Raw genomic sequence first — 13975 nt, 5'->3', positions numbered from 1 at the left:
GCGTCTTCGCCGGCGGCAAGGCCGTATCATGACCGGGACGACCCATGCCGCGGGGGCCCGAGCTCGGTCCGCCGTTCCCCCCCCGCACCGGACGGAATTTCCGGGCGGGGGTCGGCGCGCTCCCCCTGCCGCTGACCGCGTTTCTGGGCGTCTTCCACCTCGCCCCCGTCGCCCTGATGCTGGCCCGCGCAGCGGGGGCGGAGACGGATTTCGCCCCGATCCTCAAGGCGCTGAGCGACGACATCGTGCAACGGGTGTTCCTCGGCACGCTGGAGATGGCGGCGGTCGCCACGCTGGCGGCGCTGGTCATCGGCTATCCGCCGGCGCTTTTCGCCGCGCTCGCGTCGCCCTGGCTCGGCCGACTGGCGCCGGCGGCGGTGCTGGCGCCGTTCCGGTGCTCGATCCTCCTCCGCTCCTGCGCCCGGATGGTGCTGCTGGGGCGCGAGGGCCTGGTCAACGGCGCGCTGTCGGGGTCGGGCCTCGTCGACCAGCCGTTGCGGCTGCTCAACATCTCGCTCGCGGTCCATGTCGACATGATCCACATCGCGCTGCCGTCCATGATCCTGCCGATCCGTGCCAGCCTGAAATCCATCGACGGGCGGCTGGTGCGCGCGGCCGAGAACCTGGGCGCCGGGACCTTCGACGTCCTGCGCCTGATCGTGGCGCCGCTCTCAGCCCCCGGGGTCGCTGCGGGGGCGCTGCTGCTGTCGCCGCTGGCGGCGCCCGGGATCATCGTCGCCATCGCGGTCTGTTTCTTCCACGCGCCGCCCGGCCTCGTCGGCTCGCCCATCGGCATGGCCCTCGCCCGTGCGGCCCTCGCCTCGCCCTTCGTGCTGGTCGATGTCTGCGCGGCGCCGAGCGGCGTGGACCGGCGGCTGGAGATGGCGGCGCCGAACCTGCGCGCGAGCGATTTCGGCGCCTTCCGCCACCTCACCTTCCCCGTGATCCGGCCGGGCATGGCGGCGGGGGCGGTCTTCGCCTTCATCGCGTCCTTCGACGAGATGATCGTGGCGATGTTCATCACCTCGCCCGGCAACGTCACCCTGCCGATCCGGATGTGGGAGAGCATGAGGAACGAGCTCTCCCCCGCCATCGCCGCCGCCGCCTCGCTCATCATTCTTCTGTCGATCGCGTTCTTCCTCGTCGCCGGCGCGCTGCGTCGGCGCGCCGAGCGGCGGTCGGCGCCCGGAGCCGACGCATGACCCGCCGCATCCTCGCCGCCGCCGAGATCATCGCCTTCCAGGACGGGGCCGACCGCGTGCTGCGCGACGGGTTCGTCGCGGTGGAGGGGGCGCGATCGCCGCGGTCGGGCGACGCGACGGTCTGGCTTGGATCGAGCCCGGCGCGGTGGAGGATTTCGGCGACGCCCTGATCGCGCCCGGCTTCATCGACGCCCATGCCCACATGACCTCCGCCCCGCTCGACCGCACGGTGGTGGTGGACACCGGCAAGGCCCGCTTCCAGTTCACCGCGCTGGCCGAGCTGCTGTTCGCCATGGCCCCGCGCCATGGACCGGGAGGCGGAGGTGGAGATGGCCGCGCTTTCCGCCGTCGACTGCTCCGCTCCGGCGCCACTTCGGTGAGGGAGATCGGCTGGGGCGCGGGCGACGCGGTAGCCGACGTGGTCGAGCGCACCGGCCTGCGCGCCTGGATCCCCGAGGGCTACGGCCCCGCCCGCTGGGGGGCGCCGGACGGGCGGCGCGGGGTCATCGACTGGAAGGCGGACGAGGGCCTCCCCGCCTTCCGCGCCGCCTGCGATGTCGTCGAGCGGGTCTCGGGCGGCGCCGGGGGCCGGATCAACGGCTTTCTCTCGCCGATGCAGGTGGCGATGGCGTCGCCCCGCCTGCTGGCGGAGACCAAGGCCGCCGCCGCCGCCGCGCTCGCCGTGCCGGTGGCGCTGCACAGGTCGGAGGCGGTGTTCGTGTTCCGCGAGAGGGTGGCGTGCGAAGGAGTCACGCCCCTCGAATGGCTGGAGGGGCTGGGATTCCTGGCCGAGCGTTGCATGCTGGGTCACGTGATCTTCACCAGCGGCCATTCCTGGCTGAACCATCCGGGCCGCGACCTGGAGATCCTGGCCGCGACCGGCGCCTCGGTCGCGCATTGCCCGTTCCTGTTCGGGCGGAGGGGATATGCGATGCAGCGCTTCGCGCGCTATCTCGACGCCGGCGTGACCATGCGCCTGGGCGCCGCCACCGCGCCGCAATCGATGCTGACCCGGATGCGGGTCGGCGCGATGCTGGCCAAGACCGTGGAACGCTCGGCGACGCGCGCCACGGCGCGCGAAACGTTCGACGCGGCGACGCTGGCCCCGGCGCGGGCGCTGGGCCGCTCGGACCTCGGGCGGATCGCCGTAGGCGCGCGCGGTTCTCTGCGTCCGGCGGCTGGACGGCGTCGGAAGCGCGCCCAGCCGCGATCCGGTGCGGATGCTGGTCTGGTCGGCGGAATCGCAAGACCTCGCCCATGCGATGATCGACGGCGCCTGGGTGGCGCGCGACGGCGAGGCGGTGGCCACCGCCCGCGCCTCCGCCGTCCGGGCTCGACGACCTCTCCCCCCCAGCCTCGAGGACTGGACGTGACCGCCTCCGCCAACCCGTTCTTCGCGCCGATCATCCCGCTCCACGCGCTCTCGCGTCGCTTCCGGCGGGTGCATCACCCGCGCCAGACCCGGTTTCCCGCCGAGGCGATCCCCACTTTCCATATCGAGGTGGGCGAGGCGGTGGCCGAGGGCGACATGGCGCGGGCCGGAGAGCGGGTGGACGCCTTCCTCGACCATATCGGGGAATTCATCCGCTTCGTTGGCCTCGAACTCGCCTGCCCCCCCGACCTGACCCGCCCGACCTGACGCGACCCCCTGAGAGGACCCCGAATGACCCAACCCGCCGCCCCCGCCCCCGCATCGTCCGGTCCCGTCACCGTGATCCGCAACGCCGACTGGGCCGTGGTCTGGAACGCGGAGGCGGGCCGGCACGAATACGCCCGCGGCATCGACGTGGTGTTCCAGGGCGACCGGATCGTGTCGGCGGACGGGACCTGGACCGGGCCCGCGGACCGCGAGATCGACGGCTCCGCCCGCATGGCGATGCCGGGCTTCGTCGACATCCACGCCCATCCCAGCTTCGAGACCATGCTCAAGGGCCTGACGGAGGAGGTGTATTCCCCGCAGTTCTACATGTCCTCGCTCTATGAATTCCTGTTCCTCTTCGACATCGACCCGGAGGGGATGCGCGCCTCGTCCCGCGTCGCCATCGCCGAGCTGCTGCAGTCCGGCGTCACCACGCTCTGCGATATCTCCGCCCCGCATGAGGGCTGGCTGGATATTCTGGCGGAGACGGGGATCCGCGCCTTCGCAGCCCCGATGTTCCGTTCCGGCCGCTGGCTGACCCGCAACGGCCATGCGGTGGAATACGAATTCGACGCGAAGCAGGGCGAGCGCAAGATGGCCGAGGCGCTGGATGCGGTCGACGCCGCGCGCCGCCACCCCTCGGGAAGGCTCGACGGGGTGATCTCGCCGGCCCAGGTCGACACCTGCCTCGCCCCCCTCCTGACCGAGGCGATGGCCGAGGCGGTTTCCCGCGACATGCCCTTCACCATCCATGCCGCCCAGGGCGTGGTCGAGTTCGACGAGATGATGCGCCGCCACGGCCTCTCGCCCATCGCCTGGCTGGAAAGCCTTGGGCTGCTGGGTCGGCGCACCACGATCGGGCACGGGATCTTCCTCGACCATCATCCCCAGCTGGGGCGGTCGGAGCGGGGGGATCTGGACCGGCTGGCGACCTCGGGGACCTCGGTCGCGCATTGCCCGACGGTGTTCGTGCGGCGCGGGATCTCGATGCGGAACTTCGCCGATTACGTGAAGCGGGGCATCAACATGGGGATCGGGACCGATACCCATCCGCACAACTACGTGGAGGAGATGCGGACCGCGATCTACACCTCGCGCACCGTCTCCATGGATGCGTCCGCGCCGACGGCGGAGATGGTGTTTCATGCGGCCACCATCGGCGGCGCGAAGGCGCTGGGGCGCGACGACATCGGGCGGATCGCGCCGGGCGCCAAGGCGGATATCGTGCTGGTGGATGTCGCCCATCCCTCGATGCGGCCGCTGCGGGATCCGCTGCGCGGGATGATCTTCTCGTCCGGGGAACGCGCCATCAAGGAAGTCTATGTGGACGGGCGGCAGGTGGTGGCCGAGGGACGGGCGCTCGCGGTCGACATGGAGGCGGCGATGGCCGGGGTGGAGGCGGCGCAGGTCCGCTCCATGGCCGGCGTCGCGGGGCATGACTGGGCGGGGCGCAGCGCCGACGCCGCCATGCCGCTGGTGCTGCGGGCGCGCGGGCACAATGCGCCGGGGGGCCCGGCATGAAACTGATCGGATGCGATGTGGGCGGCGCCTTCGCCGACCTGGTGATGGTTGAGACCGAGGCGGGGAAGACCGTCATTCACAAGGCGCCGACGCCGGCGCACGACCCCTCCGAAGGGGTGCTGGCCGGCATGCTCGGTCTCTGCGCGCTGGCGGGCGTGGCGCCCGCCGCCGTGGACCGCGTCCTCCACGGCACGACCACCGCCCCCAACGCGGTGCTGGGGCATGACGGGCGGCGGCGGGCCTGATCACCAACGAGCGGTTCCAGGCTATCCTCCATATCGGCCGGCATCAGCGGCGGCGGCGCTATTCCATCCGGCAGGAGATGCCGTGGCAGGGCCGGCCGCTGGTGAAACGGCGGTCCGGCAAGACCGTCGCCGGGCGCATCGCACCGCCGGGGGGGGGGGAGCTGGCGCCGCTGGACGAGGCCCGCGTCGCGCAGGCGGCGCGACACCTCCATCGCCGGCTTTCCGGCGCCGGCCCCGATGCTGGACCTTCACACCATCGGGGCCGGGGGCGGCTCCATCGCCCATGTCGATGCGGGCGGCGCGTTCCGGGTCGGGCCCCCGGTCGGCGGGGGCCGCGCTGATGGGGTTCGCCTGCACCACGGCGCATCATCTGGACGTGGGGGCGCAGACGCCGGGATCCGCGGGGATCGTCGAGGCGATCGCCCCGTTCGTCGAGGGCCTGCAGTTCAAGGCGATAAAGATCCGCGAGGCGGGGCGGGACATTCCCGAGGTCTGGCGGATCCTGCGCGACGACGTCCGCGCGCCGAACCTTGTGGTCGGGGACATGGGCGCCGAGATCGGCGCGGCGTGGTTCGGGGAACCGATCGTCCGGCATGGTCCGGCCCGGGTGACGACGGCGGTCGATGCGCTGATGGACCATTCGGAAAGGATGATGCGCCGCGCCATCGCGGCGCTGCCGGACGGGGTCTACCGCGCCGAAACCATGCTCGACGGGTTTCTGGACGACCCCGAGCGGCGGCATCTGACCATGGCGGCGACGCTGACGGTGGCGGGGGACGAGATCGAGGTGGACCTGGAAGGCGCCTCGCCCCAGATCGACGACCGGCCGGTGAACATGCCGTTCGTGGGGACCACGGACATCGCGATCTGGCCGACCTTGCGCCCGGCGCTTCTGGACAGCGCGGTGCACGGGATCATCCCGCAGAATTCGGGGCTGACCCGGCCGATCTCGATCCGCGCGCCCAAGGGGCGTCTCGCCAACCCGATCTTCCCGGCGCCGGTGATCGCGCGGTTCACGGGGGGCAACGCGCTCGCCGACACCATGATGAAGGCGCTTTCTCAGTGCGCGCCGAAAATGGTGTCGGCGGGGATCGGCAACCTCAAGGTCATCGCCTTCTCGGGGCTCGCGGGCGGCGAGCGCTGGGTGCACATGGAGATTTTCGGAGGCTCCTATGGCGGGCGTTTCGGCATGGACGGGATGGACGCGGTCGACATGCTTTACGCCCACACCCGCAACAACCCGATCGAGGATATCGAGACCCATCTGCCGTTGCGGGTGACCCGCTGCGAGCTGAACGAGGATGTCGCTGGGCCGGGACGGTGGCGCGGCGGCTTCGGCTCGATCCGGGCGCTCGAGTTTCTGGCGGACGGGGGCGCCTCGGTCGAGGGGGAGGGGCATGCGTTCCGGCCCCGGGGATTTGCGGGCGGGGGCGAGGGGGCGTGGCCTCGCTGACCTCCATCGCGCCGGACGGGACGGTGACGGCGCGGCCTTCGAAGACGCCCTATCGGGCGTCGAAGAAGGGCGAGGTCTACGTGGCGACGGGACCTGCGGGGGGCGGCTATGGCGATGCCTTCGCGCGCGATCCCGCGGCGGTGCTGGACGGGCTGGTCTCAGTCGGGTCGGCGCGGGATCTTTACGGCGTGGCGGTGGCGGACGGGGCGGTGGACGCCGCCGCCACCGCGGCGCTGCGAGCGAAGGGGCGCGGTGATGTCGGGACGTTCGATCGTGGCGGCGGCGGCGCAGATGGGGCCGATCGCCCTGTCGGAGACGCGGGCGCAATGCATCGCCCGGATGCTGGAGATGCTGCGCGAAGCGACCTCGGCCGGTTGCCGGCTGGTGGTGTTTCCGGAGCTGTGCCTGACCAGCTTCTTCCCGCGCGGGTGGATCGAGGACGAGGCCGAGCTCGACGCCTTCTTCGAAACCGAGATGCCGGGGAAGGAGACGCGGGTTCTGTTCGAGGAGGCCGCGCGGCTCGGCGTCGGCTTTTGCAGGGGCTATGCGGAACGGGTGCGGGGGGCGGCGAGAAGCGGCGGTTCAACACCTCGATCCTGGTGGATGGATCGGGGCGGGTCGTGGGCAAATACCGGAAGGTGCATCTGCCGGGGCATGCGGATCACCGGCCGGCGCGGGCCTTTCAGCATCTGGAGAAGACGTATTTCCGGCCCGGCGATCCGGGCTTTCCGCTGGGACGGACGATGGACGCCAATCTGGGCATGTGCATCTGCAACGACCGGCGATGGCCCGCGACCTATCGGGTGATGGCGCTGCGCTCGGTCGAGATGGTGCTGCTGGGCTGCAACACGCCCAACGACCATACCGGGATCGACGATCTGTCGAATTTTCACAACCAGCTGGCGATGCAGGCCGGGGCCTATCAGAACGCGACCTGGGTGGTGGAGACGGCGAAGTGCGGGACCGAGGAGGGGTCGCCCCTGATCAGGCGGAGCATGATCGTGGCGCCCTCGGGCGAGGTGGCGGCGATGGCGACGACGCTGGGCGACGAGGTGGTGCGGGCGCGCTGCGACCTCGATCTCGCGCGGATCTATCGCGAGACCTGTTTCAATTTCGCGGCGCATCGCGAGCCGAGCCAGTATGCGCCGATCACGGCGCAGAAGGGGGCGGTCGGGCCGACCGGCTGAGGCGGGGAGCCATGCGGCGCCCGTGCCGGGCAAGCCCATGTCTCCGGCCATGAATGGCCTGCGGGGCGCCCCCCTCACCCTGTCCCTCTCCCCCCGGTGGGGGAGAGGGGAGCGGGATGGCGGCCGACCCAGAGAGAGGCAGGCGTTTCCCTTGTGGGGTCGAAGATCGCCGGTTTGCTGAGACGGCCCCCAGGGGGGCCTGATCCGAGCGTGCGCGAGTCTTCGGGCGCGTCAAGGCCGAGCCGCCTGCGGCGGTCGCTGCGCGAGCCTTGACCCGCCCGAAGTCTCGCGGCGCCAAGGGGGGTGCGGGAGACGGTTTCGCTCGCGGCCCGGTGGCCGCGCCGCGCGGGCGGAACGGCGCGATCTGCGCGGCGGTCGGCGCGCGGCTCCCGTCCCCGGCGACAGGGCGGGCGGCAGCGGCTACTTGGCCGGCGGGGGCCGGGCAGGGGCGACTTGACCGGCGGGGGCGGGTCCGGGCTATGAAGCGGGGCCGCCCCGGCGCCGGAGACCGTGCGACCATGACCGATATGGACCCTTCCCGGCGCGACGCCGCCCCGCTCGACGCCCGCGGGCTGGACGGGGCGCCGTTTGACGCCCGCAGGCTGGATGGGGCGGCGCTCGTCGCGCGTCTGCCTGTGGCGCGCGGGCGGTTGACGGCGATGCGCCCGCTCGCCGATCTTTGCTGGCTGCGCGTCGGCGGCCCGGCGGAGGCGCTGTTCCAGCCCTCCGATCGCGACGACCTCGCTGGGTTTCTGGCGGGGCTGCCCGGGGATGTTCCGGTGACGCCGCTCGGCGTCGGGTCCAACCTGATCGTGCGCGACGGCGGGCTGCCCGGCGTCGCGATCCGGCTGGGGCGGGGCTTCTCCGGCGTCGAGGTCCTGCCGGGGCATCGGCTGCGGGTCGGGGCGGCGCAGCTCGATTCGCGCGCGGCGCTGGCGGCGGCGGATGCGGGGATCGCCGGGCTGGAATTCCTGCGCACCATTCCCGGCGCGATCGGCGGCGCGGTGCGGATGAACGCGGGCTGCTACGGATCCTACGCCGCCGACGTGGTGGAGGACGTCACCTTCCTGACCCGCGACGGCGCCGTGGTCACCCTCCCCGGCGCTGAAATCGGCTTCGGCTACCGGTCTTCCGACCTCCCCCCCGACGCGGTGATCGTCGAGGCGGTGCTCAGGGGCGCCCAAGGCGATCCGGACGCCATCGCCGCCCGCATGGCCGACCTGATCGCAAGGCGCGAGGCGAGCCAGCCCACCAGGGACCGCTCCTGCGGATCCACCTTCCGCAATCCGGCGGGCTATTCCTCGACCGGCGAGGCGGGGGACCCGATGGAGCTGAAGGCCTGGTCGCTGATCGACGCCGCCGGCTGCCGGGGGCTGAAGCGCGGCGGCGCGGTGATGTCGGAGAAGCACTCCAACTTCCTGGTCAACGCCGGCGGCGCCACCGCCGAAGATCTTGAGTCCCTCGGCGAGGAAGTGCGGGCCCGGGTCCGCGCCACCTCCGGCATCGACCTGGAATGGGAGATCCGGCGGATCGGGGTGCCGCAATGTCAGGCTCGCGATTAACTTCCACTTAACCTCTTAACGCTTTGCGAACCCTGCTTCGCCGTCTATGCTGATCCCGGCCCCGCGCGCATCGTCGCGACGGGGCGCGAGCAGTTCGGCGGATCGGGAACACCCGGGCGGCGATCATCACAGGGCGGGCCGGAGCCGGCCGCGACGCAGCGATGCGCGCGGGACGCGATCCGTCCGCAACGTCTCCGCAGAGGGACGAGGGAACGAGGCAGGCATGTCGGGCAGGGCATCCACGCGCGTCGCAGTGCTGAAGGGCGGCCGTTCGGCCGAGCGCGAGGTGTCTCTCGTCTCGGGCCGCGAATGCGCGCGCGCCCTCTCCTCCGCCGGCTACGACGTCACCGAAATCGACGCAGGTCCCGACCTTCCCGCGCAGCTGACGGCCGCGCGCCCCGATGTCGTGTTCAACGCCCTGCATGGGCGCTGGGGCGAGGACGGGGTGGTGCAGGGCCTGCTGGAATGGCTCGAAATCCCCTACACGCATTCCGGGGTCATGGCCTCCGCGCTCGCCATGGACAAGGTGAAGGCGAAGGAGATCTTCGCGGCCGCCGGGCTGCCGGTGGCCGAAGGCCGCCTCGCGCCGCGGGCGGAGATCGAGGCCGGCCACCCCCTCCCCCCGCCCTATGTCGTGAAGCCCTACAACGAGGGCTCGTCGGTCGGGGTCTATATCGTGCATGAGGGCGCGAACGGCCCGGCCAAGCTCGCCGCCGACGCGCCCGAGACCATGCTGGTCGAGACCTTCGTGCCCGGGCGCGAGATGACGGTGGCGGTGATGGGCGACCGCGCGCTGGCGGTGACCGACATCTTCGCCAACACCGGCTGGTACGACTACGCCGCCAAATACGCGGCCGGCGGGTCGACCCATGTGATCCCCGCCGACATCCCCGCCGACATCGAGGCGGCCTGCCGCGACATCGCGGTGCGCGCCCATGCGGCGCTGGGCTGCCGGGGCCTCAGCCGCTCCGATTTCCGGTGGGACGAGACCAAGGGCGTCGCCGGGCTGGTGCTGCTGGAGGTCAACACCCAGCCCGGCATGACCCCCACCTCGCTCGCTCCCGAACAGGCCGCCCATACCGGCGTGTCGTTCGAGGATCTGGTCGCCTGGATGGTGGAGGACGCCTCATGCCTGCGCTGATCCCCGCCCGGAGGCCCCGCCGATGACCTCCCCTTCCCGCGCCTTCGCGCGCCTGGTCCGCCGGCTGCGCCCCGCGCCGCCCGCGCCGTTCGAGACCCCGCGCCGCCGGCGCGACCCGTCGCCGTCGCGCCTGCGCTACCGGCTCGACCGGCTGGGGCGGCGCGCCTATGTGCGCTTCGTGCTGCGCCGGCTGGCGGCGCCGGCGATGCTGGCGATGCTGGGGCTTATGGCCTGGCAGAGCCAGACGCTGCGCGAAGCGGTCTACATCCAGGTCGAGGATCTCCGCGCCACACTGATGGACCGCCCCGAATTCGCGGTCTCGCGGCTCGAGATCGTGGGCGGCGCGCCGGAGCTTCAGGCCCGCGTCGTCAACCGGCTGAACCTGACATTCCCGGTGTCGTCGCTGCGGCTTGACCTCGCCGGGCTGAAGGCCGAGATCGAGACCATGCCCGGCGTCGCCGGCGCCGTGCCCAAGGTGATGCCCGACGGCGCCCTGCGCATCGGGCTGGTGCAGCGCGCGCCCGAGGCGCTGTGGCGCTGGGAGGGGCTGCTGCATCTGGTCGACGCCGACGGCGTGGTGATCAGCCCGGTCGCGCATCGCGCCGACCGCGCCGACCTGCCCCTCATCCTGGGCGAGGGCGCCGATCGCGCCGTGCCCGAGGCGCTGGTGCTGTGGAAGCGGGCCGAGCCCCTGCATGGCCGCCTGCGCGGGTTGATCCGCATGGGCGAGCGGCGCTGGTCGCTGGCGCTCGGCAACGACGTGCTGGTGCACCTGCCCGAAAAGAACCCCGAGGCCGCGCTGCAGCGCCTGCTGGCGCTCGACGCCGCAGAGGACCTGCTGAACCGCGAAGTCTCGGTCATCGATTTCCGCGACCCGCAGCGCCCGGTGCTGCGGCTGACCAAGCGAGCGGTCGAGGAACTGGCCCGCGCCAAGGCGCTGATCAAGGGGAAGGACGCATGAGGCACGGGCTCTTCGACTCGCAGAGGATGATGCGCGACCAGCTGCGCTCGGCGCTCAAGCGCGGGCTGCTGGCGGTTCTGGATATCGGGACCGAGAAGACCTCCTGCCTGATCCTGCGCATCGACCCGGCGCGGCTGGCGTCGGGCGCGCGGGAGAACGGCGCGCTGGGCGGTTTCGCCGCGATGCGGGTGATCGGGGCGGGGACCACCCAGTCGCGCGGCGTGCGCCTGGGCGAGATCACCGACATGGAGGAATGCGAGCGCGCGATCCGCACCGCCCTGCAGCGGGCGGAAAAGAACGCGGGCGTCCGGGTCGACCAGGTGGTCGCCGCCGTCTCCGGCGCGCGCCCCGCGTCCTTCGGGGCGACCGGCGACGCGGAGGTGATGAGCGGCGAGGTGTCGGAGGCCGACGTGGCCGCGGCGCTCGTCGCCTGCCCCGAGCCGCCGCTGGAGGACGGGCGCGAGATCCTGCACGCGCTGCCGGTCAACTTCACGCTGGACGGGGCGAGCTTCCTGTCGGACCCGCGCGGCATGAACGGGCAGTCGCTGGCCGTCGACATGCATGTGCTCTCGGTCGCCTCCGCGCCCTTGCGCAACCTCGCGCGCTGCGTGCGGCGCTGCGATCTGGAACTGGCGGGCGTGGTGACCGCGCCCTACGCCTCGGGCCTCGCGAGCCTGGTGGAGGACGAGCAGGAACTCGGCGCCGCCTGCGTCGACATGGGCGCGGGGTCGACCGGCGTCTCGATCTTCCTGCGCAAACAGCTGATCTGTCTTGATTCCGCCCGGGTCGGCGGCGCGCATGTGACTCGCGACATCTCCGAGGCGTTCTCGCTGGAAACCCAGATCGCCGAGCGGATGAAGGTGCTGCATGGCGGCGTGGTGGCCACGGGGCTCGATGACCGGGAGCTGATCTCGGCCCCGATCCTCGGCGGCGACGGGCAGGAGCGCACGCTCACCCGCTCCGCCCTGATCGGGGTGATCCGGCCGCGGGTCGAGGAGATCTTCGAGGAGGTGCGCATGCTGCTCGACCGGGCCGGGTTCCAGGGCCTGCCGTCGCGCCGCATCGTGCTGACCGGCGGCGGCAGCCAGCTTCCGGGGCTGGAGGATGCGGCGCGCCGCGTGCTGGGCCAGCGGGTGCGGGTCGGGCGGCCGTTGCGGGTGGCGGGGCTGCCTCAGCAGGTGACCGGGCCGGCCTTCGCGGCGCTGGTCGGGCTCGCGGTCTATGCGGTGCGCCCGCATGACGAGTTCTGGGATTTCGAAGCGCCTGCGGGCCTGTCGGGCGGCACGAAAATGCGGCGCGCGGTGCGCTGGTTCAAGGACAACTGGTAAGGGGCGCGCGCGCCCGCGCCGGAGACCAGGCGGCCCCGCATCGTGGATGCGGGGCCGCTTGCGTTTCGGGGCGTCGGGCGCGGCGAGGCAAGCGGGCGCGCGACTTCCGCCGTGTTCGTCAGCCCGCTTCGGTCGCACTGCGCCCAGTTGGAGCGACATCGCAGGCGCAAACCCTTAGCCGTCACATCAGCTTCGCCGCCCAGCGCTTTGATTCGCGTAACATTATTTCAATTGTGGCGGATTGGGGCGAGCCTTGTCCCGGAAACCTATGAAATTAACCGATTTCCGCGTGACCGGACGCGGAACATCCGGTAGTCTGGCCGGCAATGAAAGACGTGAACCGGCCTTAATGGTTCGCGTCGCAATCGAGCGGCAATCCGACCTTCCTCCAGGCGCACCCGGGCGACAGATTCCGCGGGCGACCGGGCAGGGACGTCGACAGAAACAGGCGGGCGCCATGTCCCTTACTCTGATGATTCCGGAGCAGACCGAGCTCCGTCCCCGGATCACCGTCTTCGGCGTCGGCGGCGCCGGCGGCAACGCCGTCAACAATATGATCGACAAAGCCCTCGACGGCGTCGATTTCGTTGCGGCGAACACCGACGCGCAGGCTCTGCAGCAGAGCCAGGCGACCCGGCGCATCCAGCTCGGCGCGGCCACCACCCAGGGGCTCGGCGCGGGCGCGAAACCGCATGTGGGCTGCTCGGCCGCCGAAGAGTCGATCGAAGAGATCGTCGACAGCCTCGCCGGCGCGCATATGTGCTTCATCACCGCCGGCATGGGCGGCGGCACCGGCACCGGCGCCGCCCCGGTCATCGCCCGCGCGGCGCGCGAGATGGGCGTCCTCACGGTGGGCGTGGTCACCAAGCCCTTCCAGTTCGAGGGCACCAAGCGCATGCGCCAGGCCGATCAGGGGATCGAGGAGCTGCAGCGCGTCGTCGACACCTTGATCATCATCCCCAACCAGAACCTGTTCCGGCTGGCGAACGAGCGGACCACCTTCGCCGACGCCTTCATGATGGCCGACGACGTGCTCTACCAGGGCGTGAAGGGCGTGACCGACCTGATGGTCCGCCCCGGCCTGATCAACCTCGACTTCGCCGACGTGCGTTCCGTGATGGACGAGATGGGCAAGGCGATGATGGGCACCGGCGAGGCCGAGGGCGAGGATCGCGCCATCCAGGCCGCTGAGAAGGCCATCGCCAACCCGCTGCTCGACGAGATCAGCCTCAAGGGCGCCAAGGGCGTGCTGATCAACATCACCGGCGGCTACGACCTGACCCTGTTCGAGCTGGACGAAGCCGCCAACCGCATCCGTCAGGAAGTGGATCCGGAGGCCAACATCATCGTCGGCTCGACGCTGGATCCGGACATCCAGGGCGTGATGCGCGTCTCGGTCGTCGCCACCGGGATCGAGGCCGAGGACGTGAAGCGCGAGACCCCGCGCCCGGTGCGCCGGGTCGAGGCCGACGCCAACCGCATGGTCGAGGCGCCGGTCGCGGCGGTGGCCGAACCGGCCCCCGCTCTCTCCCCGGTTCCGGTCGCCCCTGCCGCGGCCCCGCAGCCGGCGCATGCGATGACCTCGCCCAGCTTCGATCTCGACGACGCGCCGATGCCCGCGGCGTGGGCCGAGGCGGAGCCGGAGCCGGCCAGCCCCTACGACCACGGCGGCGCCTTCATCGCCCCTGCGGCCGAGACGGCGGCCACCGCGGCCCGCGCCGCGGCGGCGGCCCCGG

Annotated in this window: 11 protein-coding genes and 2 pseudogenes; all 13 read left to right on the top strand. The window is 71.9% G+C overall.

The annotated features are described in order from the left end of the window. Positions 1-44: 44 nt before the first annotated feature. The gene (locus ACTB72_RS07085) at positions 45-1202 is read left to right on the top strand and encodes an ABC transporter permease subunit (protein ID WP_463036279.1); all 1158 of its coding nucleotides are present in this window, start codon (positions 45-47) and stop codon (positions 1200-1202) included. Beyond that, positions 1199-1372 carry a hypothetical protein gene (locus ACTB72_RS07080; protein ID WP_463036278.1) on the top strand — a complete coding sequence of 58 codons (174 nt, stop codon included), beginning with the start codon at positions 1199-1201 and terminating at the stop codon, positions 1370-1372. The genes ACTB72_RS07085 and ACTB72_RS07080 overlap by 4 nt, the downstream gene beginning before the upstream one ends. Further along, positions 1348-2841 (top strand): amidohydrolase family protein, encoded by a 1494-nt coding sequence (locus ACTB72_RS07075; protein WP_463036277.1) that lies wholly within the window; start codon positions 1348-1350, stop codon positions 2839-2841. Before ACTB72_RS07080 ends, ACTB72_RS07075 begins: the two co-directional genes overlap by 25 nt. A gap of 24 nt (positions 2842-2865) precedes the next feature. Next, entirely contained in the window at positions 2866-4362 is a 1497-nt protein-coding gene (locus ACTB72_RS07070) for an amidohydrolase family protein (protein WP_463036276.1), read from the top strand. Beyond that, a pseudogene (locus ACTB72_RS07065) lies at positions 4359-4762 on the top strand (hydantoinase/oxoprolinase N-terminal domain-containing protein); the annotation flags it as partial. The gene ACTB72_RS07070 and the pseudogene ACTB72_RS07065, both read left to right, overlap by 4 nt. Positions 4763-4947: 185 nt before the next feature. Next, positions 4948-6060: a hydantoinase B/oxoprolinase family protein gene (locus ACTB72_RS07060; protein WP_463036275.1), complete on the top strand. Its 1113-nt coding sequence runs from the start codon at positions 4948-4950 to the stop codon at positions 6058-6060. A gap of 108 nt (positions 6061-6168) precedes the next feature. After that, positions 6169-6558, top strand: a pseudogene (locus ACTB72_RS07055) (nitrilase-related carbon-nitrogen hydrolase); the annotation flags it as partial. Positions 6559-6593: 35 nt separating this feature from the next. Next, a complete protein-coding gene (locus tag ACTB72_RS07050) occupies positions 6594-7247 on the top strand; it encodes a nitrilase-related carbon-nitrogen hydrolase (RefSeq protein ID WP_463036295.1) in 654 nt (217 codons plus the stop codon). Between the two features lie 518 nt (positions 7248-7765). Then, on the top strand, positions 7766-8809 hold the full coding sequence (murB, locus tag ACTB72_RS07045; protein WP_463036274.1) for a UDP-N-acetylmuramate dehydrogenase: 1044 nt from the start codon (positions 7766-7768) through the stop codon (positions 8807-8809). 223 nt (positions 8810-9032) lie between these two features. Beyond that, positions 9033-9950, top strand: coding sequence for a D-alanine--D-alanine ligase (locus ACTB72_RS07040; protein ID WP_463036273.1), 918 nt, complete (start codon positions 9033-9035; stop codon positions 9948-9950). Between the two features lie 22 nt (positions 9951-9972). After that, positions 9973-10911, top strand: coding sequence for a cell division protein FtsQ/DivIB (locus ACTB72_RS07035; protein ID WP_463036272.1), 939 nt, complete (start codon positions 9973-9975; stop codon positions 10909-10911). After that, positions 10908-12239, top strand: a complete 1332-nt coding sequence (gene ftsA / locus ACTB72_RS07030; RefSeq protein ID WP_463036271.1) for a cell division protein FtsA — start codon at positions 10908-10910, stop codon at positions 12237-12239. Before ACTB72_RS07035 ends, ftsA begins: the two co-directional genes overlap by 4 nt. A gap of 457 nt (positions 12240-12696) precedes the next feature. Next, the coding region (ftsZ, locus tag ACTB72_RS07025; RefSeq protein ID WP_463036270.1) for a cell division protein FtsZ at positions 12697-13975 on the top strand (1279 nt) is incomplete at its 3' end.

The organism is Albimonas sp., assembly GCF_055129145.1.
This window is presented reverse-complemented; position numbering and strand designations above follow the sequence as displayed.

What these genes read in the sequence shown, in the direction of transcription:
- ACTB72_RS07085 (WP_463036279.1), top strand. Translation starts at nt 45, where the DNA reads ATGCCGCGGGGGCCCGAGCTCGGTCCGCCGTTCCCCCCCCGCACCGGA.
- ACTB72_RS07080 (WP_463036278.1), top strand. Translation starts at nt 1,199, where the DNA reads ATGACCCGCCGCATCCTCGCCGCCGCCGAGATCATCGCCTTCCAGGAC.
- ACTB72_RS07070 (WP_463036276.1), top strand. Translation starts at nt 2,866, where the DNA reads ATGACCCAACCCGCCGCCCCCGCCCCCGCATCGTCCGGTCCCGTCACC.
- ACTB72_RS07060 (WP_463036275.1), top strand. Translation starts at nt 4,948, where the DNA reads ATGGGGTTCGCCTGCACCACGGCGCATCATCTGGACGTGGGGGCGCAG.
- murB (WP_463036274.1), top strand. Translation starts at nt 7,766, where the DNA reads ATGACCGATATGGACCCTTCCCGGCGCGACGCCGCCCCGCTCGACGCC.
- ACTB72_RS07040 (WP_463036273.1), top strand. Translation starts at nt 9,033, where the DNA reads ATGTCGGGCAGGGCATCCACGCGCGTCGCAGTGCTGAAGGGCGGCCGT.
- ACTB72_RS07035 (WP_463036272.1), top strand. Translation starts at nt 9,973, where the DNA reads ATGACCTCCCCTTCCCGCGCCTTCGCGCGCCTGGTCCGCCGGCTGCGC.
- ftsA (WP_463036271.1), top strand. Translation starts at nt 10,908, where the DNA reads ATGAGGCACGGGCTCTTCGACTCGCAGAGGATGATGCGCGACCAGCTG.